The organism is Acidovorax sp. AC410, from assembly GCF_979253235.1.
In genome coordinates, this window is sequence record NZ_CEEDCG010000001.1 from 4,341,998 (window position 1) to 4,362,583 (window position 20,586).

Here is a 20,586-nt window from a genome sequence, read left to right on the forward strand (position 1 = left end):
ATGGATCGGTGGTTCAGTCGAGCTTGATGTTGCGCTCCGCGATCAACTGGGCCCAGCGCTCAGACTCGCGCGCCAGGTGCTTGGCGAGTTCGGCGGGCGTGGAGCCCACGGGCTCGGCGCCGATGGTCTCGAAGCGGGCCACCACGTCGGGCTGCTTCATCGCATCGCGCAGGGCGGCGTTGAGCTTGTTGACGATGGGCGCGGGCGTGCCCGCAGGCATGAACACCGCGAACCAGGGCGAAACCTCGTAGCCCGGCAGGCCGGCTTCGGCCAGGGTGGGTACGTTGGGCAGCGTGGCCGAGCGCTTGGCCGTGGTCACGCCCAGGGCGCGCAGCTTGCCCGACTGGATGTGCGGCCGCGCCGAGGTGATGCTGTCGAACATGTAGTTGATCTGCCCGCCCAGCAGGTCGGCCACGGCCGGGCCACTGCCCTTGTAGGGGATGTGCAGCATGTCGATCTGCGCCAGCGAGTTGAACACCTCGCCGGCCAGGTGGATGGAAGTGCCGTTGCCGGCCGAGCCATAGGTGAGCTTGCCCGGCGCCTTGCGCGCGGCGGCGATCACGTCGGCAGCGGTCTTCACCTCGGGCTGGGTGGCATTGGTCACCAGCACGTTGGGCACCACGGCCAGCAGGCTCACCGGGGCGAAGTCCTTGATGGGTTCGTACGACAGCTTGCCGTACAGCGGCTTGTTGGTGGCCATGCCGATGGAGGTGATCATCAGCGTGTAGCCGTCGGCCGGCTGCCTGGCAACGAACTCGGCGCCGATGTTGCCGCCCGCGCCGGCCTTGTTCTCGATCACGAAGGGTTGGCCCAGCGCCTGGCCGGCCTTCTCGCCCAGGGTGCGGGCAATCGCGTCCATGGCGCCACCGGGCGGGAAGGGAACGACCCAGCGGATGGGCTTGTTCGGCCAGTTGGCGCCCGGTGCCTGAGCGTGCGCTGCGGGCCAGGCAGCCAGTGCCATCGCGGCGCCCAGCAGGCCGAGTACCTGTTGTCGTTTCATCATCATCTTCATTTCTTGTCTCCGGGTCTTGTCTTTGTAGCGGCTGTCAGATCGCAGAGGGGTGCCTTGCCAGCGGTGTCACCGAGATCTTCATGAATGGGAACAGCGGCAGCCCCTGCAGCAGCTGGTGCAGCTCGTCGTTGGAGGCCACGTCGAAGACGCTGTAGTTGGCGTACTCGCCCACCACGCGCCAGATATGCGGCCAGCGGCCGTCGCGCTGCAGCTCCTGCGAGTAGGCCTTTTCGCGGGTCTTGATGTCGTTGGCCTGGTCGGCAGGCAGGTCGTGGGGGATGTGCACATCCATGCGGACGAGGAACAGCATTGCGGGGTTCTCCTTTTTTCTCAAATGGTGGCGGCCTGGCGGCCCAGATCGATGTGGATGGGCGCCTTGCCTTCGCGGGCGCGGTCGAAGCGGTCGAGCTGCGCCAGCGACACCTGCACGCCAAAGCCCGGGCCGTCGGGCAGCTGCAATGCAAAGTCGGCAATCGGCATCTGGGTTTCCACGATGTCGTCCACCAGCAGCTGCGGGCCGAACAGTTCGCAGCCATGGTGCTGGCCCGTGAGGGTGGAGAAGACGTGGGCCGATGCGGCGCTGCCCAGCGAGGTCTCCAGCATGGTGCCGCCGTACCAGCCGATGTCGGCCGCCTCGGCAATCGCCGCCACCTTGCGCGTACGCAGCAGGCCGCCGTGCTTGGCCACCTTGAGTGAGAACACGTGGCAGGCCTGGCCGCGCGCCAGGGCCATCGCGTCCTGCGGGGTGCACACGGTTTCGTCGGCCATGATGAGGGCGTCGCGTCCCAGCGCAGCGGTCAGGCCCTTCAGGGCCTCGATGTTCCAGTGGGCCACCGGCTGCTCGATCAGCGTCACGCCGGCTTCCACCAGCTGCGGCAGGTAGCGGCGCGCGGTGTTGCCGTCCCAGGCCTGGTTCACGTCCACCGTCAGCGTGGCGCGGCCTGCCAGGCCGCGCGCGATCTGGGTCACATGCGCCACGTCCGCGGCCGGGGCATTGGCGCCGATCTTCATCTTGAAGATGTGGTGGCGCCGTTGCTCCAGGCGCAGCTGGGCTTCCTCCAGGTCGCGCTCCACGTTGCCGCTGGCCAGGGTCCAGGCCAGGGGCAGGCTGTGGTGTACCTTGCCGCCCAGCAGCTGCCAGGCCGGCAGGCCCAGCGTGCGTGCCACGGCATCGATGAGGGCCATCTCCACGGCGCTCTTGGCAAAGGCATTGCCCTTGCAGGCCTTGTCCATGCGCGCCAGGGCCGCCTCGAAGCCGCCCGCACCCTGGCCCAGGAGGGCAGGGGCCAGGTACTGGGTGATGGCGTGGTGGATGCTCTCGGGCGATTCCTCGTTCCACGAAGGGCCGCCGATGGTGGCCGCCTCGCCAAAGCCGCAGGCGCCATTGGCCAGCCACAGCTGCACGATGACTGGGCTCTGGCGGCTGATGGAGCCGAACGAAAGCTTGTGCGGGCGGATGGTGGGAATGTCCAGGATGCGCGCTTCGATGCGCTCGATGGTGAAACCACCGGGGTGGTTGTTCATGGGGGCGGGCCTTCGGTCGATGGGGGAAACATGGGTTCAAGGCGAAGCTTAGTTTTTGCCCGCTTGCAAATCCAATGATTCATTTGCAATGCATCGTTCGATATCATCGATGGATTAAAGGCTGCCAACTGAAGGGACTGCTCCATGGAAATTCGCCAGCTTCGCTATTTCCTCGACATCGCGCGCACCGAGCACCTGACGCAGTCGGCGCAGAACCTGTTCGTCACGCAGTCCACGCTGTCGCATGGCCTGCGCCAGCTGGAGCAGGAGCTGGGCGTGGCGCTGTTCGACCGGCTGGGCCGGGGGCTCAAGCTGTCGCAGGCGGGAGTGGCCTTTCGCACCTACGCGGCGCGCGCGCTGCAGGAGATCGAGGCTGGCCGCATGGCGCTGGCTGATATGGGCGCGCTGCAGTCGGGCTCACTCACCGTGGGCGTGATACCGACCTTCTTGCACACCCTGGTGCCGGCGGCGGTGGCGGCCTTCAGCAGCGCGTACCCGGGCGTCAACGTGGTGGTGCGTGACCTGCGGGCCGGGCCCATCGAGGAGCAATTGGTGGAGGGGCAGCTCGACGTGGGAATCGCCTTTTATCCCACCGAGCGCGTCGAGATCGAGACCGAGCCTTTGTTCGAGGAGCGGCTGCAGTTGGTGGTGAACCGGGCACATCCCTTGGCGCGACGGCGTACCCTGGCCCTGAAGGACCTGGCGGGCGTGCCCTTGGCCATGCTGCCGCGGGCGTTCACTACGCGGCGCCTGATTGATGAGAGCCTGCGGGCCGCCGGGGTGGTGCCTTTGGTGCGGGTGGAGATGGAGTCGGTGGAGGGCTTGCTGGATGTTTGCCGTTGGGGGGATCTGGCGAGCATTGCGCCGGAGCGGGCTGCTCTGCAGGCCAGTGACCTGCATGCCATCAATCTGCATTCGCCGGGGATGGTGCGGCATGCGGGGATTTTGTGGCGCAAGGGGGCTTCCAGGAGTCGGGCGGCTTTGGAGTTTGCTGCTTTGTTGAGGCCTTGATTTTTGGTGGTGGTTGCTTCTGTGGTTGTGTTGAGGGCGGAGGCCGGGGTGTGCGCCCGGCGGCGCACCTACTGTTCTTTTGCTTCGCCAAAAGAAAGTAGGCAAAGAAAAGGCGACCCCGCTGCCCGTGTCCCCCTCGCACTGCGTACGAGGGGGCAGCCTGCGATGCTCGGGCCTGGGGTGCACCGCAGAACTCGCTGCGTTTGGCCTGCGGCCAAACTCCGCTCGGACAACTGCGGTGAGTCAGTTCACGATGCGCGTGTCCTTCGGCACGCGCTCACCCCAGGCCCTGCGCTTCTCGGCACGGTCAGAAGGGGGTGGGAGCGGGCTCCACACGGGCCTTTGCTTCGCTCGGCCCCGTTGCGCCTCGCTGCGCTTTGGCGTCGGCAGCGCGCAGCGCGTCCCCGACCCCAGGCGCAGCTGCGAAGCAGCAGCCGTGTTTGTCCCCGCTCCCCACCCCTGCTGGCTGCGCCGAGAAGCGCAGGATCTGGGGTGGGTGCGTGTGCCGAAGGACACACGCACTTCGTGATCTGGCTTGCCGATGCTGTTTGAGCGGAGTTCACCCGCAGGGGGAACGCAGCGAGTTCATCGGCACCACCCCAGATCCGAGCATCGCAGGTTGCCCCCATCGCCCACCGGGCGATGGGGGACGCAGACTGGGGGTCGCCTTTTCTTGGCCCACCTTCTTTTGGCGACGCAAAAGAAGGTGGGTGCGCCGCCGGGCGCACATCCCGGCCTCCGCCCTTCAAATCAAACACGCAGCAACCGCCGCCAAAGATACTTAAGGCGCCGCTGTCTTCGGCTCAAAGTCGCAATACTGCGGCACCACACACTCCCAACACCGCGGCTTGCGCGCCACGCACACATACCGCCCCAGCAAGATCAGCCAGTGGTGCGAATCCACGGCATACGCATCCGGCACCCGCTTCACCAACTGCAACTCCACCGCCAACGGGTTCTTGCCCGGCGCCAGCCCCGTGCGGTTGCCCACGCGAAAGATGTGCGTATCCACCGCCATCGTGGGCTGGCCGAAGGCCACGTTGAGGACCACGTTGGCCGTCTTGCGGCCCACGCCGGGCAGGGCTTCGAGCTCCTCGCGCGTGCGCGGCACCACGCTGCCGTGCTGCTCCACGAGGATGCGGCAGGTAGCCATCAGGTTCTTCGCCTTCGTGCGGTACAGGCCGATGGTCTTGATGTAGCCCTCCAGCCCTTCGAGCCCCAGGTCCAGGATGGCCTGCGGCGTGCCCGCCACCGGAAACAGCTTGCGCGTGGCCTTGTTCACGCCCACATCGGTGGCCTGGGCCGAGAGCAGCACGGCGGCCAGCAGCTCGAACGGGGTGGTGTACTCCAGCTCCGTGTTGGGCATGGGGTTGGCGGCCTTGAGGGCGGCGAAGAAGGGTTCGATCTGCTCGGTTTTCATGGTGGGGAGGGGCCGTTGTTCTTGTCGGGTGCTGCATTGTCCCGCAGTGGATTCTTCACGGCGATTTGACGGCCGCAGCGCGTTTCTTTACAACGAATTTATGCCGCGCTGCCTAGACTGCAAGCCATGTTTAACCCACTGCCTGCCGCCGGCTTGGAAGCCGCCTGGCTCCCTGGCGCAGGCCCCCGCATGCTGCACCCCAGCCTTTCCCTGGTTTCGCTCCACCGCGTGGCGCTCAGCGCCGCTCATCAGGGCCGTCCGGATGACCTCGTGGTCCTTCCCCTGCGGTTGTCCGGCGCCGACGTACCCGCAGTGCGGCGCATCCTGCACTGCATCCTGGGTCCTCGGCTGGCCTGCTACCGCATCGGGATGGATGTCGCGCGCCACGGCATCAGCGCCCACATCCACCTGCGCCGCAGCGAGCTGGCCACCTGCATGGCCCTGCTCACGGCCGGCATGCCACAGGCCGAGTTCGGCCGCATTGAGCGGCTGACAGGCGCAAGCACAAACACAAGCACAGGCACCCCATGCGTGGTGCATTGAGGGGGCTGCCTTCTGCACCACCCGCCAGCGGCCCCATTGGCCTAGGCACGCTGGGGGATGCGCCTGCACTCGATGCTTTGGAGCGCGCTGCGTTCACCGGCGACCGCATTGCCCTGGCCAACTGGCGGCGCCTGCTGCGCAGCCCTTCGGCCCGGGTGCTGGTGGCCCGCGATGGCGCAGGCGAGTGCGCAGCGGTGCCCGGCGCCTGCGTGGTGCTGCTGCGCCGGGGCACCTTCGTCGCGCGCTTGTACTCGCTGGCCGTCGCACCGCAGGCGCGCAACAGTGGGCTGGCCAGCGCCTTGGTCACCGAGGCCCTGGGCCATGCGCGCCGCGCGGGCTGTGCGCTGCTGCGGCTGGAGAGCCGGGCCGACAATGCCGGTGCCCACCGCCTGTTCCGGCGCTTCGGCTTCGTGCCCTCGGGCCGCAAGATCGCCTACTACGAAGACGGAGTGGATGCCCTCTGTTTCCAGAAGGACCTGTTCGACGACAAGGGCCAGGGCGCGCACCCGGTGCTGCGCAGCGCGCGGCACTATGGTCAGACGCTGGACTTCACCTGCGGCCCCTGCGCGCTGCTGATCGCCATGTCGGCGCTCGACCCGGCCACCGTGATGGACCAGGCGGCCGAGATACGCCTGTGGCGCGAGGCCACCACGGTGTTCATGGCTGCGGGCCACGGCGGCTGTGGGCCCTTCGGCCTGGCGTGCGCCGCGCTGCACCGCGGCTTCGAGGTGTCGGTCTATGCCGCCGCGGGCTCCTCGCTGTTCATGGACAGCGTGCGCGAGCCGCACAAGAAGCGCGTCATCCAGCGCGTGGAAGACGACTTCCAGGCCGAGCTGCTGGCGCGCGGCGTGCCCATCTTTGCGCTGCCGGTGTCTGCCGAGGGGGTGATCGAGCAATTGCGCCTGGGCCATGTGCCCATCGTGCTGATCAGCCTGTGGCGGCTGCACCGCGAGAAGGCGCCGCACTGGGTGGCCATCGTCGGCTTCGACGGTGCGGTGTTCCGCGTGCTCGACCCCATGGCCCGCTCCGGCGAGAGCGACGGCGGCATGTCGGTGAGCCTGGCCGAGTTCAAGAAGATCGCCCGCTACGGGCGCCGCCGCCAGACGGCGGCCGTCATCATTGCAAGCAAGAAAGAAGTTTCCCCGTGTCCTCAGAACATGTGATCGTGGTCGAAAAGCGCTCCGACTTCCGCTGGAGCGACCCCGGCGTGAAGATCGTCACCGCCGAGGAGTTCATTGCCGAAGGCCCCCAGCCACGCAGCCGAGTGCGCAAGGTCACCAATCTGTGCCGCAGCTACAGCTACCTGGGCATCGGCTATTACTGTTCGCTGCTGGCCGAGGCGCGCGGCGACCGCGTGACACCGGGCGTGGAGGCCATCCTGGGCCTGGCGCGCGGCAAGGCGCGGGCGGCTTCCATCGCGGTGCTGGACCGGCTGGTCGGCCCGCTGCCGGGCATACCGCGCTCGGTCAGCACCCTCACGCTGCAGGTGTTCTTCGGGCGCACCGAGGATGCTGAATTCGCGGCCCTGGCACGCAAGAGCTTCGAGCTGTTTCGCTGCCCGCTGCTGGAGATTGTCGTCGAGCGCTGCGATGCCCCGCAGGGCTGGCATGTGGCGGCCCTGCAGGCGCTGGACCCGCGTGGCGTGGATGCCCACCGCGACGAGGTCTTCACCGAAGCGCTGGGCCATTTCACGCGGCGCAGCTGGCGCCCCGTGGCGGCCGTGGCCGCGCCGCGCATGGACCTGGCCATCCTGCACGACCCGGCCGACCCGCTGCCGCCGTCGAGCGCCGCCACGCTCGCCAGGCTCATCACCGTCGGCGACAGCATGGGCATTGCTGCCGAGCTGATCGAGAAGAAGGATTTTTCGCGCCTGGCGCAGTTCGACGCCCTGTTCATCCGCGAGACCACGGCCGTCAACCACCACACCTTCCAGTTTGCCAAGCGGGCGGTGGCCGAAGGCATGCCCGTCATCGACGACCCGGTCTCCATCCTGCGCTGCACCAACAAGGCCTATCTGGCCGAATTGCTGCGCGGCCATGGCATTGCCACACCGCGCACGCACATGCTCAGCCGCCGCACGCTGGCGGATTTCCAGCATGGGCTGGCCTACCCGGTGGTGGTGAAGGTGCCCGACGGCTCGTTCAGCCGCAGCGTGAAGAAGGCCGACCACTTTGCGCAACTGCAGGAGATCGCGCGCGAGATGCTCAAGGAGTCGGAAATCATCCTGGTGCAGGAGTACATGTACACCGACTTCGACTGGCGCATTGGCATCCTCGCGGGCCAGCCGCTGTTTGCCGCCAAGTACTTCATGTGCGACGGGCATTGGCAGATACTGCAGCACGGCGACAACGGCCAGTACACCGAGGGCCGCACGCTGGCCGTGCCCCTGGCGCAAGTCCCGGCCGAGGTGTTGGCCGCCGCCACCGCTGCGGCGCGCCTGGTGGGCGACGGCTTTTATGGCGTGGACCTCAAGTGCAACCCCAGCGGCGCCCATGTGATCGAGATCAACGACAACCCCAATCTGGATACCGGAGTGGAGGACGCCATAACCGGGGATGCCGTGTACCGCAGTCTGCTGGGCCACCTGCTCACCCGCATGGAGCAGCGCCTGCACCGGGGGCCCGGCGGTGCGGGTAGCCTGGCTGTGCCGGGGCTGCAGGCAGGAGACGGCGCAGCCGTGCAGATCACCCCGCTTCTGTCGTCGTCTGTCGCCGTCTCGGAACTGAGGTCCGCGACACGCACGGCACGTTGCGCCTGATCAGCAGGCGCCTGCGCCCTTTTGCCAAGAGGCAGCCTGCAGCCCCTACCGGGCCAGGCAGGTTGATGCCCAGGACCCAAGAAAACAATACGCAGGCGAAAAAATCGCTGGTGTGACCTATGAACGAGCTCGAGACATCCTTTGCGCCTGAAGTCGGGGAGCTTCAGCACCTCTCCAAAGCAGTCATCGCCCATGACCGTGCAGCCGTCGGCGCCGGACATCCCCAACCCCTGGCCTGCATGGCACGCGACAACGGCCATCTGATCGGAGGTGCGGCAGGGCGGATTGAACTGGACCGGCTGTATGTGGAATACCTCTGGGTGGATGCAGCGCATCGGCGCAAAGGCCTGGGCCACAGGCTGCTGGCCGGCATCGAGGGTGCCGCCAGAGGTGCTGGGTGCAACGAATGCCTCATTGAATCCCTGTCGCCAAAGACGGCGCTGATGTATGAGCGCGCTGGATACCGGGGCTACGCCCAGATTGACAATTACATCCCGGGACTCACCTTGTTCGTGCTTCTCAAGTCGTTGGTCTGATGGTGCATCACGCCGTTCACGATGTGTTGTTTGTCGGCATCGCCATTGCTGCGTTCCTGCTGGTGTTTCGCCTTGGGGAAAAAATCGCGGCCTGGCTGGAGGCTGTCCACGACAAGGGGAAGACTGCAAATCAGGACACCCCGGTTCCATAGGCGTCTTCAGCCCGCGTCGCGCGCCACCAACTGCTCGCGCAGAAAATCCAGGAATCTGCGCACCCCTGCCGGCAGGGTGCGCCCGCCCAACGTCTGCACCTCCACCGCGCGGGCGCTCATGCCGGGCTCGCGGATCTGGGCGGCGTGCAGTTCGCCGCGCTGCACGCGGTCGCGCACCGTCACCTCGCCCGATATCGACAGTCCACCACCGTGCAGCACGAAGTGGGTCAGCGTCTCGAAGTGGTTGCACACCAGCACCGGCTCGAACACCAGGCCGCGCTGGCTGCAGCCGATGTCGAACAGCTGGCGCACGGTGTTGTCGCGCTCGGGCAGGGCGATGGGGTAGGGGTGCATTTGCGCCAGGGTGATCGATTTGAAGCGCGCCAGGGCATGGTCGGGCCGCATGATGGCGATCACCGGAGAGGCCTCGCGGTGCTGCACGCTGATGTCGCGCTCGGCCGCGCGGCTGTAGGTCAGGCCGATGTCCGCGTCGCCGTGCAGCACCGCCGTGGTCACCGCCGCCGGGCTGGCCACGCGCACGTGGAACTGGATGCCCGGGTACTGCGTGCGGAACTGCGCCATCACGCGCGGCAAGAACTCGATGGCAAAGCCCGCCGAGCTGCACAGCCGCACCAGCCCGGTATGCAGCCCCTGCAGCGCCTTGATGTCGGCCACCACGCGGTCAGCCTCCAGCGCGCCGCGCCGCGCATGGGCGGCCAGCATCTCGCCGGCCGCGCTGGGTGCCATGCCGCGCGGGCGCCGGTCGAACAGGGGCACGCCCAGCAGGTCCTCCAGCGCCGCCACCTGCCGGCTCACGGCCGAGGGTGACACGCTGAGCCGCGTGGCCGCCTCGCTCACCGAGCCGCTGCGCACCACCTCCAGAAAGTAGCGCAGGGCCGTGTCCTGCAGGCGGCTGGAGAGCATGGATGACCTCTTGTGGTTTGCGTAAAACGCAAGGGTAACCTCAGAAATCGTCGATTGCAGAAAAGCAGCAGCCTGCCTATGCTGACTTCGAAATGACTTATTCGAACGCAGCCGCCCCCATGCCCGAACTCTCCAGCCTGCCCGCCACGGGCATCGCCCCCAGCGGCATCGTCGCCCATACGGCCACGGGCCTGTCGCGCGCCATCCATGCCCGCGAGGTCTCGTGCGTGGAGGTGCTTGATGCCTACCTGGCCCAGGTGGACCGCCTGAACCCCGTGGTCAACGCCCTGGTGGCCATGGCCGACCGCGGTGCGCTGCACGCCCTGGCGGCAGAGCGCGATGCGCAACTGGCGCGTGGCCAGAGCCTGGGCCCGCTGCACGGCATGCCCCAGGCGCCCAAGGACATCGCGCCCGCCGCGGGCATGGTCACCACGCGCGGCTCCCCCCTCTTTGCCGGCCAGGTCACCACCACCGATGCCGTGGTGTTCGAGCGCATGCGCGCCAGCGGTGCGCTGTTCATCGGCCGCACCAATTCGCCCGAGTTCGGCCTGGGCGGGCACACCTACAACCCGGTGTACGGCACTACGCGCAATGCCTTCGACCCGGCGCGCTCGGCCGGCGGCAGCAGCGGCGGGGCAGGGGTGGCCGTGGCCTTGCACATGCTGCCCGTGGCCGATGGTTCGGACATGATGGGCTCGCTGCGCACGCCGGCCGCGTTCAACAATGTGTTTGGCCTGCGCACCTCGCCGGGCCTGGTGCCGCACGGGCCGTCGGAAGAAGTGTTCTTCCAGCAGTTCAGCGTGACCGGGCCCATGGCGCGCAACATCCCCGACCTGGCGCTGCTGCTGTCGGTGCAGGCGGGTTTTGACGAGCGCCTGCCGCTCACACGCCGCAGCGACGACGTGGCCGCCTTCGGCCAGCCGCTGGAGCGCGACTTCAAGGGCAAGCGCATCGGCTGGCTGGGCGACCTGGGCGGTTACCTGCCCACCGACCCAGGCCTGTACTCCACCTGCGAGAAGGCACTGGGCCATTTCCGCACCGTGGGCTGCACGGTGGAGAAGGCCGTGGTCGACTTCGATATGGAGCAGCTGTGGAAGGCCTGGCTCGATCTGCGCAGCTTCAGCGTGGCGGGTGCCAATGCGGCGCTCTACCACGACAGTGCCAAGCGCGCCCAGCTCAAGCCCGAGGCGGTGTGGGAGATACAGCGCGGCCTGGCGCTGACGGCCATGCAGGTCTACGACGCAGCGCGCGTGCGCACGGCCTGGTACCAGGTGCTGCGCGGGCTGTTCACGCGCTTCGACTTCCTGGTGCTGCCCGCAGCCCAGGTGTTCCCTTTCGATGCCAGCCTGGACTGGCCGCACGAAGTGGCCGGGCGCCGCATGGACACCTACCACCGCTGGATGGAGACCGTGGTGCCCGCCACCATGGCCGGCCTGCCCGCGCTGGCGGCGCCCGCAGGCTTTGGCCCCGAGGGCCTGCCGGCCGGCCTGCAGATCATCGGCCCCGCGCAGACCGACGCGGCGGTGCTGCAGATCGGCCATGCGTACGACCTGGCCAGTGGTTACTCGCGTGTGCACAGTCCGCTGCTGCGCTGATCGGTTGCCGTCGTTCGTCGCCCCCCATCCTTTCGTCCTGTTGCTCCTGGAGATGTTCCCCATGCCGATGCCGCGTTCCCGTTTTCTGTCGTGTCTGGTGGCCGGTGCGGCCGTATTCGCGGCGCCCGCCGTGGCGTGGGCCCAGCAGGGCTACCCTGATCGCCCCATCAAGCTCGTCGTGCCCTTTGCACCCGGCGGCGCCACCGACATCCTGGGGCGCCTGCTGGCCACCTCGATGGGCGAGCGCCTGGGCCAGCCCATGGTGGTGGAGAACCGGGCCGGTGCCGGCACCGTGGTGGGGGCCTCCATCGTGGCCAAGGCCCCGGCCGATGGCTACACGCTGCTGCTGGGCGCCAACACCACCTTCACGCTGAACCCCGCCATCCGCAGCAACCTGCCGTACGACCCCGTGCGCAGCTTCACGCAACTGGGCCTGGTGGCCGACATGGGCCTGCTGCTGGTGGCCCACAACGACACGCCCGGCAGCACGCTCAAGGACGTGATCGCGTTGACGAAGGCGTCCCCCGACAAGTTTTCCTACGGCTCCTATGGCACGGGCTCTTCGGTGCACTTCGGCGGCGAGGTGCTCAAGTCCACCACCGGCGCGAAGATGCTGCACGTGCCCTTCAACGGCAGCGCACCCAACCTCACCGCGCTGATGGGCGGGCAGGTGCAGTTCGCGGTGGACACGGTGGTCGCCTCCACCCCGCTCATCAAGGCCGGCAAGATCCGGCCCGTCGCCGCCCTGGGTGCCCAGCGCCTGGCCTTGCTGCCCAACGTGCCCACCGTGGCCGAAAGCGGCTATCCGGGCTTCGACATGGGCTCGTGGTTCGCCTTCGTCGGCCCCGCCGGCCTGCCCGCGCCCGTGCAGGCCCGGCTGGAGAAGGCCCTGGCCGACACCATGGCCTCGGCCGAGTTCAAGAAGAAGCTGGTGGACATCGGGCTCACACCCTCATGGTCCAACGGGGACGGCCTGCGTGCACGCATCGAGCGCGAGCTGCCGGCCATGCGTGCGGTCGCGGCGCGCGCGGACATCCGCGGCGACTGAGCGAGGTCCTCAGGCAGCGGCAGCGGTGAAGCCGCTGAGCCGGGCCACCTCGCGCAGCGCCAGGCGTGCAGCCGGTTGGCCGCTGATGCTGTCGGCCAGCGTGAGGCGGCGCCCATTGCGCAGCTGCGCATACAGCGTGTAGATCTGCTCGCCCGGCCCGTAGCCCAGGATCTGTGTGTAGGCCAGGCGGATCGCAAGCTGCTGCACATCGTGCGCCGGGCACTGGGTGAAGGAGGTGCGCAGGCCCAGCAGCCGCCGCTCCATGCGGATGCCCTGCTGCGCGTTCAGAATGCTCTGGCGCCGGTTGCCCACTGCGAACACCGCCCAGGCCACCAGCAGCGCGGCCGCCAGGCTGGCACCGAGCCGCCCCAGTGGAGGCGCCGCCACCGCCACGGAGGCGAACAAGGGCACGCCGATGAGCAGCCCCGTGAGGATGGTGATGCGCTGCGCGCGCCACATGCGGCCCGCAGGCTGCGCCAGCTCGGCCCCGCCCCCGGGAACAGCCTGCAAGGTGCACACTGCGGCAAAGGGATCGGTGCCCGGCACCAGGCCTTCATCGTCCGCCAGGGCTGGCAATCCCCCTGCCGCACTGCCGGGCTCTGGCCGGGCATCCTCGCCTTGTGGTGCAGCCCCGGCCATGGGCAGGTGGAACTGCGCGCGGTAGCCCTGGGCCTCGTCCTCGTCGTGGATCTCCAGCCGCCACTGCACGCCGGGCTCCTCGGTGGTGGGCAGGCCGGGCGGCACCTGCAGGCGCCACTGCAGGCGCACCACGCCTTCGTCCTGCGCCCGCACCTGGGCGCGCGCGCTGGCGCTCCACTGAACATCTTCGGCGGTGTGCGTGTTCTCGCCCATGCGGATGGTGCGGCTGCGCAGGCACTGCAGCCGCGCGTTGTAGCGCCTGTGCTGGCGCAGGGGGGCCTTGATGTCCACGTGCGCGGCGAACGGCGCGCCCAGCCGGGCCGGCAGGGGGCTGAGCACCAGTTGCGCATCGCCAAAGCGCAGCCGCATGCGCCGGCGCTTCCACAGCGCCCGCAGCAGCCCCACCAGTGACCAGCGGGAACACCAGCACCACCCAGGCCGCGGGGCGGTCTTGCCAGGCCTGTGGCAGCACCTGCAGGCACAGCCACACGCTCAGGGCCAGCGCGGCGGCCGCAAAGCCCATGAGCAGCCGTGTCTCCAGTTTCTGCAAGGCGCTGATCGGCCCGCCCGCCAGAGGGGCCAGGCCCTGCACGCGGCCACTGGCTGCATCGCTGTACAGGTCCGCACGGTGGCCTTTGCGGTGGTTGCGCAGAGCCCAGGCCATCAGGCCGCCACCCACGCCGCCGAAAGTCACCACGAAAATCATCCAGAAGCGCAGCAGGGGCCAGCGGATGCTGCGGTCCAGCACCGACTCGGCAGGCTTGCCGGGGTCCACGAACGCGGTGACTGGTTCTCCCGCCTGGAGAGCCTTCACCAGCCGCTGGCCCAGGCTGTAGTTGAAGTGGGCAACATCATCGGCACCGCCGTTGATGGCCGGGCGCGAGCCTGTGTAGCGCACGCCGCCCACTTCGTACTGGTACACGGCGCGCACGCCATAGGTGATCTGGCGCTTGCCCCCGCCCCGGGTCTCCAGGGCTGCGTCCACCAGCGTGGCCTGCACCGGCTGCCAGGACTGCATGCGCCAGCCGTCGTACAACGTGGGCAGGATTGCTGCGAACAGGAACACCAGCCCCACCCCCGTGAAGGGCAGTGTGAACAGCGCCATCACCAGCCAGGCGCGGGGCGAGGCGTTCTTGCGGTTCCAGGAGAGCGGCACAGGCATGGACAGGTACCCGGTGGGTCAAAGGGAAGCGCAGTGTAGGAATGGCCCCGTTCCCAGGAAGGAATTCCCACACGCCTTACCGGGTGTCATGTGGCCGGGGTGCGACGAACGGCAGCACCGCGCGGCGTTGAGACAGCATTCCAGGGGGAGCGGGTGTGCCGTCTGCCCCCGTATTGACTCGCTTGGCGAAGCCTTCCTGCATTTCGTCGCAACCCGGTGGGCAGGGCAGGGGTGGCTGCCTACAGTGCCGCCAACCCGCTGTTGTGGCGGGCTTTGAGGCACACACCATGATGACCACGCTCTTCCAGACCCTCGCCGCTGCCGCCCTGATGGGGCTGGCCGGCCAGGCCAGTGCGCAGCAGGCGGGCTACCGCACGCTCACCGTTCCCGGCGACTCCCCGATCCAGGTGGCGCTGTTCTACCCCACGGCAGCGCCTGCGCGTGCCCTGCCCATGGGCCCCTGGCAGCCCGTCGTGGCACCGGGCGCGCCAGCGGCGCAGGCGCCGCTCAAGGGGCTGGTGCTGGTATCGCACGGCACGGGCGGCTCGGAGGTGGGCCACCACAACCTGGCCACGCGCCTGGCCAAGGATGGCTACCTGGTCGCCGCCCTGCGCCACCCCGGCGACAACTGGGAAGACCGCTCCATGGTCACTTCGGGCCACTACTTCAGCGAGCGCCCGCGCCAGGTCAGCCGCGTGCTCGATGCGCTGCTGGCCAGCCCCGAATGGGGCGCCCGCATTCCGGCCGGGCGCATCGGTGCGGTGGGGCATTCGGCCGGGGGCTACACCGTGCTGGCGCTGGCCGGCGGCGAGGCCGAGCCCCACCGTGCGGCGCTGCACTGCCGCACGGTGCAGGACGATCCCATGTTCTGTTCCCTGGGCAAACTGTCTGCCACGGGCCCCGCACCGTCGGCCCAGGCAGCACCAGCCTCTGCCCCGGCCCGTGACGCGCAGCGCGTCTCCGTGCCCGACCCGCGCATCCGCGCCGTGGTGGCCCTGGCCCCCATGGCCGTGGTGTTCACGCCCGAGAGCCTGGCCGCCATCAGCGTGCCGGTGCGCGTGGTCATGGCCGAGCGTGACACCGTGCTGGTCGGCAAGTACCACGGCGGCCATGTGGCCGCCAGCATGCCCAAGGCCCAGGCCAGCACGGTGCCGGGGGCGGGGCACTTCGCCTTCATGGCGCAACCGTCCATGCCGCTGCCCTCGGATGCGGGGGATGCAGCCGCCAACCCGCCCGGCTTTGACCGCGTGGCCTACCAGCCCCTGCTGGAAGACCAGGTGTCTGAATTCTTCGCGCAGCAGTGGCGGTGAGCGATGGTGTCGGGCGCCTGCCAGGCTATGCGATGCGCTTCACGGCGGCATACAGCCAGCACGCAAACGCCCCGGTCTTCGGGTCCATCGCGAAGTCCTCGTCGTAGACCTCCACCGCGGGCCGCGCGTCGAACTCCCAGCCTGCGGGCAACCGGCCCGGCGCGCCCAGGGCGGCCCAGGCCGCGCCGAGTTCGGCGCCCGTGCCGTGGAAGTGCTGGCACAGGTAGTCGCCGCCCGCAAAGTCCTGCACCTGGGCATCGGGGCCCGTGCGCAGGCCCACGCCGACCTGCACGCAGGCGTCGTAGCGGCACTGCTCGGGCGGCGTGCAGGCGGGGTTGTCCAGGCTCAGGCCATAGAACTTGGGGCGGGGCTCGCTCAGGCGGTGCTCGGCGCACCACTGGCCAAAGCGCTCCCACAGCTGGCCCAGGGCCGGGCCGTAGGGGCCGGTGTGGCGCATGCAGGCCAGGCGCATCTTGGGTAGCTGGCGGATTTCCAGGGTCATGGTGCCTTGTCTCGGTCGTTTGGAAGGGGTGCACCAGTCTACGCCGCAGGAAACCTGCGCCGCAATTGGCGACAATGGAGGGATTCGCCACTGTCACCGGGATCCCATTCCATGCAATTCGCCGACCGCCTGAACAATGTAGAAACCTCTGCCATCCGCGAGCTTTTCAAGCTGCTGGGCAAGCCCGGCATCATCAGCTTTGCCGGTGGCTTCCCGGACAGCGCCATGTTCGACGTGGAAGGCATCCGCGCGGCCAGCAACCAGGCGCTGACGGACGAACCCGGTGCCGCCCTGCAGTACGGCGCCACGGAGGGCTACCAGCCCCTGCGCGAACAGTTGGCTGCCTTCATGGCCAGCAAGGGCGCCAAGGACCTGGCGCCCGAGAACCTGATCGTCACCACCGGCAGCCAGCAGGCGCTGGACCTGCTGGGCAAGACCCTCATCAGCCCCGGCGACAAGGTCATCGTCGAAGGCCCGACCTTCCTGGCCACCATCCAGTGCTTTCGCCTGTATGGCGCCGAACTCATCAGCGCCCCCATCGATGAAAACGGCGTGAAGACCGACGAGCTGGAAAAGCTCATCGCCGAGCACCAACCCAAGTTCGTCTACCTCATCCCCACCTTCGGCAACCCCAGCGGCGTGATGCTGAGCCTGGAGCGCCGCAAACAGGTGCTGGAGATGGCAGTCAAGTACCAGACCCTGATCGTCGAGGACGACCCCTACGGCGACCTGTACTTCGGCGAAGCCCCGCCGCCCAGCCTGTTGAACCTGTCGGCCAGCGTGCCCGGCAGCCGCGAACTGCTGGCGCACTGCGGCTCCATGAGCAAGGTGCTCTCGCCCGGCCTGCGCGTAGGCTGGATGATCGCCCCGGCCGAACTGCTGGCCAAGGCCACCATGTGCAAACAGTTCAGCGACGCGCACACCAGTACCTTCGCCCAGGCCACCGCTGCCCAGTACCTCAAGGCCGGCCGCATGCCCGCCACCCTGGCCAAGGTGCGCAAGGTGTACGCAGAGCGCGCCCAGGCCATGGGCGATGCGCTGCGCAAGGAACTGGGCGACGCCATCGAATTCGTGCAGCCCCAGGGCGGCCTGTTCGTGTGGGCCCGCCTCACGGGTGCGGGCGGCAAGGTGGCCGACGGCAACGTGCTGGCCAAGCGTGCGATCGAAAAGGGTGTGGCCTTCGTGCCCGGCACGCCGTTCTACTGCGCCAACCCCGACCACGCCACGCTGCGCCTGTCGTTCGCGACGGCCGACGTGGAGAAGATCCGCGAAGGCGTGGCGCGCCTCAGCCAGGCCCTCTGATGGAGCCGACCTCGGTTCCGGATGCGGACCCGCAGCGCATCGTCGAGCGGCTGGAGAGCCTGGAGATCAAGGCCAGCTTCACCGAGGACCTGCTGGACCAGCTCAACCTCACCATCTACCGCCAGCAGGAGCTGATCGACCGGCTTACGCAAGAGGTCATTCAGCTGCGGCAGCAGGCGCCGGATGGCGGGGCGGGCGGGGCGCCGCGCAATCTGCGCGACGAGTTGCCGCCGCATTACTGAGGCGCAGCGCTGTGCAGGTCAACTGACGCCGCAGGCCCTGACATACACCTGCGTCGTGTCGTAGCGATCGAGCTTCAGCAGATGGATGGCGCGGACCATGGACTCGCTGCGGTTGCGCACCTTGGAGATGAAGTACGCAACCCGCCAGCGCACCTCGTGGTCCGGGTGGCTGGCCAGCGCGAGCAGCAGGTCTCCGCAGTCCTCGAACAGGGCAGGGGAGGTGCCCATGGTGTAGAGCACCGTTGGTAGAAAGGGGCAGTCCTTATCGGCCAGCGCCTCGCGGATCATGGGGCGGACCTGCGCGTCGGCGATCTGGGCATCGGCGATGAACTGCAGCACCCAGTCGCGCGCGCCGGGGACCGGGTTGTCATTCCACAGGGAGACCAACCCGGCTACATGTTGCCGCACCAGCTTCGCGGACAGGGGATGGTCCTCGAAGTGACCCAAAGCGCGGGCGTTCAGGCGCTGCACCACCTGGGCCGTATGTTCGCGGCCACCGCTGGCGAATGCAATGAAGTCTTCCTTGTCCTGCGTGAGCATGGTCTGTCTTGGCGGGGTATAGGTGGATCGGCGGTGGCGCAGCGTTCACGGACTGCAAGCGACGCCGCGCAGGCGAAGTGCCCGACACAGCTGGTCGAGGCGCACTTCGTTATCTTCCTCGGCAACGAAGTACTGCCCCTGGGCGAGGGCGGCCAGGGCTGCGGGAAACGCATGCACCGGCGGGTCGTAGTTGCGAATGGAGCCCTCGAGGTAGTAGTCGAATTCGTGGGGGCCGGATTTGTGGGAGAACACGCAGTCGTGCCCTGCGAGCCAGCGGGCAAAGTCCTTGCCCACGCGGTGCAGTTCGGGGAACAGGCTGCGCAGGGGGCTGGCGAGAAAATGGACCTCGCCCACCGTCCAGAGCACACCCCTTTTCACCTGGGGCGAGAACACCGTGACCACGGGCGAGCGGGTTGCGTCGATCCGGCCATCGGCCCGGTATGCGAGCGCCCCCATGCGCGCAAAATGCAGCACCGTGGCGCGCGCGGTCGGCACCTCTGCAGGGGGCGTGGCGAGGGCCCGGAACCATGCCAGGACCGGTGATGGGTCTGCAGGGTGTGCGATGAATCGGTAGGTACTTGCCATGCTGGCTATGTGCCTGCGAAGGTGCGCCGCTCTTCGTCGACGAGAAGGTGGGCGAACGCCGCCAGGTCGAGCGGATATGCGTCTGCGATGCGGTCGAAGTCTTTGCCCAGCATGAACGGAGATCCCTCAGGAGCGCCATTTTTTGGCAGGCGATTGCCGCAAATCGTAAACGTGTTCGGCATCCGTCCGGGACATTTTTTGAAAGCCGCGCGGTTCCTTGGGCGTGCTGCCACAACGCTGTGGCCGCATCCGTCACCGCCTGCTGCCCGCTTCTTCACCTCGCTTGCGGAAGGTTGTGGTGCGGTGGTGGTGATGGTTGCTGCTTGCCTTGGTGGAGGGCGGAGGCCGGGTCTCGGCCCGGCGGCCGAGGTACTTGTTCTTTGCTTCGCCAAAGAAAAGTACCCCAAAGAAAGGCGACCCCGCTGCCCGTGTCCCCCTCGCCGGTGGCGAGGGGGCAGCCTGCGATGCTCGGTCCTGGGGTGACGCCGAAGAACTCCCTGCGCTGCCTCTGCGAGGCAGCTCCGGTCAGACAGCTTCGGCGAGCCAGACAACGATGCGCGTGTCCTGCGGCACGCGCTCACCCCAGGCCCTGCGCTTCTCGGCACGGTCAGAAGGGGGTGGGGAGCGGGCTCCATACGGGCCATTGCTTCGCTCGGCCTGTGGTCCTTCGCTGCGCTCGGCTCGCCAGGGCGATCCCGTCAGTTTCGTCGGCAGCGCGCAGCGCGAACCGACACCCGGCGCAGCTGCGCAGCAGCAGCCGTGCGGTACCCGCTCCCCACCCCTGCTGGCTGCGCCGAGAAGCGCAGGAGCTGGGGTGGGCGTGTGTGCCGAAGGACACACACGCTTCGTCATCTGACTTGCCGCAGCTGTTTGAGCGGAGTTCGAAGAACGTAGCGAGTTCTGCGGCACCACCCCAGATCCGAGCATCGCAGGTTGCCCCCATCGCCCGACAGGGCGATGGGGGACGCAGACTGGGGGCCGCCTTCTCTTTGGTGACTTTCTCTTGGCGGCCAAGAGAAAGTTACTGCGCCGCCGGGCGCACACCCCGGCCTCCGCCCTCAGCAAAAGCACACAGCAACCACAGAAACAGAACGGCACTGGGGCCCACGCCCCACACCCATCACGCCCGCACCGCCCTCCAAGCCGCAGCCGCCAACTCACTGCGGTACACCTCCGGCGAGGGCAGCCCACCCTGGCCAGCCCGCTCCGACAACCACGCCCGGCAATAGCTCTGCACCGGCCCCATCACCAGCGAGGGCATCAGCTCGCAGGGCAGGTCGCGCAATGCGCCTCCCCGACGGTGCGGCTCGAACCACGCCAACAGCGCCTGATTGCGCCCACGCGCCGCCTCGGCCAGTTCGGCGCTGCGCGGGCCGCTGGCCACCGGGCTGCGCGCCTGGAACAGAAAGCGCGCCTGCACGGGCCGGGCCACCACCCAGTCGAGGTAGCCAGTGACCAGGGCCTGCACGCCCGCTTCCACGCCTACGGCGGCATCGAGCTGGGCCTGCACGCTGCGCGACTGCGCTGCAAAGATGTCGAAGAACAGCGCCGCGACGATGCCCTCCCTGCTGCCGAAGTGGTGATAAATGCTGCCCACGCTGGCGCCGCAGCGCGCGCGCACGCCATCGATGGAGACCGCGTCCACCCCCGCCTGCGCGGCGCAGGCCAGCGCGGCGTTCAGGATCTCCTGGCGGCGGTCGGTGGTCTCGGCGGTGGGGGCGGGGTTGGTACGGCTTGCCATGGAAGTGCATTCTAGAATAAAGTTCTAGAAAATAATTCTA

At 68.2% G+C, this 20,586-nt stretch carries 21 protein-coding genes and 1 pseudogene; 11 read left to right on the top strand and 11 right to left on the bottom strand.

All coding sequences use genetic code 11. From position 1 onward, the window contains the following. Nucleotides 1-13: 13 nt before the first annotated feature. Genes AC0IZS_RS20165 through AC0IZS_RS20175 form a run of 3 tightly spaced genes read right to left on the bottom strand, consistent with a single transcriptional unit; the run spans nucleotide 14 to nucleotide 2,536 of the window. Nucleotides 14-1,000, bottom strand: a complete 987-nt coding sequence (locus tag AC0IZS_RS20165) for a tripartite tricarboxylate transporter substrate binding protein (protein ID WP_471637239.1) — start codon at nucleotides 998-1,000, stop codon at nucleotides 14-16. A gap of 46 nt (nucleotides 1,001-1,046) precedes the next feature. Continuing rightward, on the bottom strand, nucleotides 1,047-1,322 hold the full coding sequence (catC, locus tag AC0IZS_RS20170) for a muconolactone Delta-isomerase (RefSeq protein WP_057206268.1): 276 nt from the start codon (nucleotides 1,320-1,322) through the stop codon (nucleotides 1,047-1,049). 20 nt (nucleotides 1,323-1,342) lie between these two features. Next, entirely contained in the window at nucleotides 1,343-2,536 is a 1,194-nt protein-coding gene (locus tag AC0IZS_RS20175; RefSeq protein ID WP_471637240.1) for a muconate cycloisomerase family protein, read from the bottom strand. 144 nt (nucleotides 2,537-2,680) lie between these two features. Here AC0IZS_RS20175 and cynR point away from each other — a divergent pair, with 144 nt between their 5' ends. Next, complete coding sequence (gene cynR, locus AC0IZS_RS20180) at nucleotides 2,681-3,547, top strand: transcriptional regulator CynR (protein WP_471637241.1); 867 nt, start codon at nucleotides 2,681-2,683, stop codon at nucleotides 3,545-3,547. Nucleotides 3,548-4,328: 781 nt separating this feature from the next. On the opposite strand, the gene nth is transcribed toward cynR, so the two are convergent. Then, nucleotides 4,329-4,967 (bottom strand): endonuclease III, encoded by a 639-nt coding sequence (gene nth, locus AC0IZS_RS20185; protein ID WP_471637242.1) that lies wholly within the window; start codon nucleotides 4,965-4,967, stop codon nucleotides 4,329-4,331. A gap of 126 nt (nucleotides 4,968-5,093) precedes the next feature. Here nth and AC0IZS_RS20190 point away from each other — a divergent pair, with 126 nt between their 5' ends. The 5 genes from AC0IZS_RS20190 to AC0IZS_RS20210 all read left to right on the top strand — a co-directional run bounded on the left by AC0IZS_RS20190 (nucleotide 5,094) and on the right by AC0IZS_RS20210 (nucleotide 8,956). Then, the gene (locus AC0IZS_RS20190) at nucleotides 5,094-5,510 is read left to right on the top strand and encodes a hypothetical protein (RefSeq protein WP_471637243.1); all 417 of its coding nucleotides are present in this window, start codon (nucleotides 5,094-5,096) and stop codon (nucleotides 5,508-5,510) included. Beyond that, nucleotides 5,495-6,673, top strand: a complete 1,179-nt coding sequence (locus AC0IZS_RS20195; protein ID WP_471637244.1) for a GNAT family N-acetyltransferase/peptidase C39 family protein — start codon at nucleotides 5,495-5,497, stop codon at nucleotides 6,671-6,673. Before AC0IZS_RS20190 ends, AC0IZS_RS20195 begins: the two co-directional genes overlap by 16 nt. Further along, the gene (locus tag AC0IZS_RS20200) at nucleotides 6,655-8,268 is read left to right on the top strand and encodes a RimK family protein (RefSeq protein ID WP_471637245.1); all 1,614 of its coding nucleotides are present in this window, start codon (nucleotides 6,655-6,657) and stop codon (nucleotides 8,266-8,268) included. The genes AC0IZS_RS20195 and AC0IZS_RS20200 overlap by 19 nt, the downstream gene beginning before the upstream one ends. A 119-nt stretch (nucleotides 8,269-8,387) precedes the next feature. Beyond that, nucleotides 8,388-8,804 carry a GNAT family N-acetyltransferase gene (locus AC0IZS_RS20205; protein ID WP_471637246.1) on the top strand — a complete coding sequence of 139 codons (417 nt, stop codon included), beginning with the start codon at nucleotides 8,388-8,390 and terminating at the stop codon, nucleotides 8,802-8,804. Then, entirely contained in the window at nucleotides 8,804-8,956 is a 153-nt protein-coding gene (locus tag AC0IZS_RS20210) for a hypothetical protein (RefSeq protein WP_471637247.1), read from the top strand. Before AC0IZS_RS20205 ends, AC0IZS_RS20210 begins: the two co-directional genes overlap by 1 nt. A gap of 6 nt (nucleotides 8,957-8,962) precedes the next feature. Here the strand turns inward: AC0IZS_RS20210 and AC0IZS_RS20215 are convergent, their stop codons facing one another. Then, a complete protein-coding gene (locus AC0IZS_RS20215; protein ID WP_471637248.1) occupies nucleotides 8,963-9,880 on the bottom strand; it encodes a LysR family transcriptional regulator in 918 nt (305 codons plus the stop codon). Nucleotides 9,881-9,999: 119 nt separating this feature from the next. Here AC0IZS_RS20215 and AC0IZS_RS20220 point away from each other — a divergent pair, with 119 nt between their 5' ends. Both AC0IZS_RS20220 and AC0IZS_RS20225 read left to right on the top strand, forming a co-directional pair. Beyond that, nucleotides 10,000-11,475 carry an amidase gene (locus tag AC0IZS_RS20220; RefSeq protein WP_471637249.1) on the top strand — a complete coding sequence of 492 codons (1,476 nt, stop codon included), beginning with the start codon at nucleotides 10,000-10,002 and terminating at the stop codon, nucleotides 11,473-11,475. Between the two features lie 61 nt (nucleotides 11,476-11,536). Then, on the top strand, nucleotides 11,537-12,523 hold the full coding sequence (locus AC0IZS_RS20225) for a Bug family tripartite tricarboxylate transporter substrate binding protein (protein WP_471637250.1): 987 nt from the start codon (nucleotides 11,537-11,539) through the stop codon (nucleotides 12,521-12,523). Between the two features lie 9 nt (nucleotides 12,524-12,532). Here the strand turns inward: AC0IZS_RS20225 and AC0IZS_RS20230 are convergent, their stop codons facing one another. Together AC0IZS_RS20230 and AC0IZS_RS20235 are read right to left on the bottom strand one after the other, a co-directional pair. Beyond that, entirely contained in the window at nucleotides 12,533-13,531 is a 999-nt protein-coding gene (locus AC0IZS_RS20230) for a hypothetical protein (RefSeq protein WP_471639614.1), read from the bottom strand. A 373-nt stretch (nucleotides 13,532-13,904) separates the two neighbouring features. Then, nucleotides 13,905-14,324: pseudogene (locus tag AC0IZS_RS20235) on the bottom strand (DUF3592 domain-containing protein); the annotation flags it as partial. A 287-nt stretch (nucleotides 14,325-14,611) separates the two neighbouring features. On the opposite strand from AC0IZS_RS20235, the gene AC0IZS_RS20240 reads away from it, so the two are divergent. After that, a complete protein-coding gene (locus AC0IZS_RS20240; protein ID WP_471637251.1) occupies nucleotides 14,612-15,634 on the top strand; it encodes an alpha/beta hydrolase family protein in 1,023 nt (340 codons plus the stop codon). Nucleotides 15,635-15,659: 25 nt separating this feature from the next. Here AC0IZS_RS20240 and AC0IZS_RS20245 read toward each other — a convergent pair whose 3' ends face one another. Beyond that, nucleotides 15,660-16,136: an AraC family transcriptional regulator gene (locus AC0IZS_RS20245; protein ID WP_471637252.1), complete on the bottom strand. Its 477-nt coding sequence runs from the start codon at nucleotides 16,134-16,136 to the stop codon at nucleotides 15,660-15,662. 111 nt (nucleotides 16,137-16,247) lie between these two features. Here AC0IZS_RS20245 and AC0IZS_RS20250 point away from each other — a divergent pair, with 111 nt between their 5' ends. Both AC0IZS_RS20250 and AC0IZS_RS20255 read left to right on the top strand, forming a co-directional pair. Continuing rightward, nucleotides 16,248-17,438, top strand: a complete 1,191-nt coding sequence (locus tag AC0IZS_RS20250; RefSeq protein ID WP_471637253.1) for an aminotransferase-like domain-containing protein — start codon at nucleotides 16,248-16,250, stop codon at nucleotides 17,436-17,438. After that, entirely contained in the window at nucleotides 17,438-17,680 is a 243-nt protein-coding gene (locus AC0IZS_RS20255) for a SlyX family protein (protein ID WP_471637254.1), read from the top strand. Before AC0IZS_RS20250 ends, AC0IZS_RS20255 begins: the two co-directional genes overlap by 1 nt. Before the next feature lie 18 nt (nucleotides 17,681-17,698). Here AC0IZS_RS20255 and AC0IZS_RS20260 read toward each other — a convergent pair whose 3' ends face one another. From AC0IZS_RS20260 to AC0IZS_RS20270, 3 genes are all read right to left on the bottom strand, one after another. Continuing rightward, the gene (locus AC0IZS_RS20260) at nucleotides 17,699-18,220 is read right to left on the bottom strand and encodes a hypothetical protein (RefSeq protein WP_471637255.1); all 522 of its coding nucleotides are present in this window, start codon (nucleotides 18,218-18,220) and stop codon (nucleotides 17,699-17,701) included. Nucleotides 18,221-18,265: 45 nt separating this feature from the next. Next, nucleotides 18,266-18,805, bottom strand: coding sequence for a hypothetical protein (locus AC0IZS_RS20265; protein ID WP_471637256.1), 540 nt, complete (start codon nucleotides 18,803-18,805; stop codon nucleotides 18,266-18,268). Between the two features lie 1,120 nt (nucleotides 18,806-19,925). Then, nucleotides 19,926-20,546, bottom strand: a complete 621-nt coding sequence (locus tag AC0IZS_RS20270; RefSeq protein ID WP_471637257.1) for a TetR/AcrR family transcriptional regulator — start codon at nucleotides 20,544-20,546, stop codon at nucleotides 19,926-19,928. Between the last annotated feature and the right edge of the window lie 40 nt (nucleotides 20,547-20,586).

Bases quoted from the DNA above. Each gene is read 5' to 3' on its own strand.
- AC0IZS_RS20165 (WP_471637239.1), bottom strand. From the start codon at position 1,000: ATGAAACGACAACAGGTACTCGGCCTGCTGGGCGCCGCGATGGCACTG.
- catC (WP_057206268.1), bottom strand. From the start codon at position 1,322: ATGCTGTTCCTCGTCCGCATGGATGTGCACATCCCCCACGACCTGCCT.
- AC0IZS_RS20175 (WP_471637240.1), bottom strand. From the start codon at position 2,536: ATGAACAACCACCCCGGTGGTTTCACCATCGAGCGCATCGAAGCGCGC.
- cynR (WP_471637241.1), top strand. From the start codon at position 2,681: ATGGAAATTCGCCAGCTTCGCTATTTCCTCGACATCGCGCGCACCGAG.
- nth (WP_471637242.1), bottom strand. From the start codon at position 4,967: ATGAAAACCGAGCAGATCGAACCCTTCTTCGCCGCCCTCAAGGCCGCC.
- AC0IZS_RS20190 (WP_471637243.1), top strand. From the start codon at position 5,094: ATGTTTAACCCACTGCCTGCCGCCGGCTTGGAAGCCGCCTGGCTCCCT.
- AC0IZS_RS20195 (WP_471637244.1), top strand. From the start codon at position 5,495: ATGCGTGGTGCATTGAGGGGGCTGCCTTCTGCACCACCCGCCAGCGGC.
- AC0IZS_RS20205 (WP_471637246.1), top strand. From the start codon at position 8,388: ATGAACGAGCTCGAGACATCCTTTGCGCCTGAAGTCGGGGAGCTTCAG.
- AC0IZS_RS20210 (WP_471637247.1), top strand. From the start codon at position 8,804: ATGGTGCATCACGCCGTTCACGATGTGTTGTTTGTCGGCATCGCCATT.
- AC0IZS_RS20215 (WP_471637248.1), bottom strand. From the start codon at position 9,880: ATGCTCTCCAGCCGCCTGCAGGACACGGCCCTGCGCTACTTTCTGGAG.
- AC0IZS_RS20220 (WP_471637249.1), top strand. From the start codon at position 10,000: ATGCCCGAACTCTCCAGCCTGCCCGCCACGGGCATCGCCCCCAGCGGC.
- AC0IZS_RS20225 (WP_471637250.1), top strand. From the start codon at position 11,537: ATGCCGATGCCGCGTTCCCGTTTTCTGTCGTGTCTGGTGGCCGGTGCG.
- AC0IZS_RS20230 (WP_471639614.1), bottom strand. From the start codon at position 13,531: ATGCGGCTGCGCTTTGGCGATGCGCAACTGGTGCTCAGCCCCCTGCCG.
- AC0IZS_RS20240 (WP_471637251.1), top strand. From the start codon at position 14,612: ATGATGACCACGCTCTTCCAGACCCTCGCCGCTGCCGCCCTGATGGGG.
- AC0IZS_RS20245 (WP_471637252.1), bottom strand. From the start codon at position 16,136: ATGACCCTGGAAATCCGCCAGCTACCCAAGATGCGCCTGGCCTGCATG.
- AC0IZS_RS20250 (WP_471637253.1), top strand. From the start codon at position 16,248: ATGCAATTCGCCGACCGCCTGAACAATGTAGAAACCTCTGCCATCCGC.
- AC0IZS_RS20255 (WP_471637254.1), top strand. From the start codon at position 17,438: ATGGAGCCGACCTCGGTTCCGGATGCGGACCCGCAGCGCATCGTCGAG.
- AC0IZS_RS20260 (WP_471637255.1), bottom strand. From the start codon at position 18,220: ATGCTCACGCAGGACAAGGAAGACTTCATTGCATTCGCCAGCGGTGGC.
- AC0IZS_RS20265 (WP_471637256.1), bottom strand. From the start codon at position 18,805: ATGGCAAGTACCTACCGATTCATCGCACACCCTGCAGACCCATCACCG.
- AC0IZS_RS20270 (WP_471637257.1), bottom strand. From the start codon at position 20,546: ATGGCAAGCCGTACCAACCCCGCCCCCACCGCCGAGACCACCGACCGC.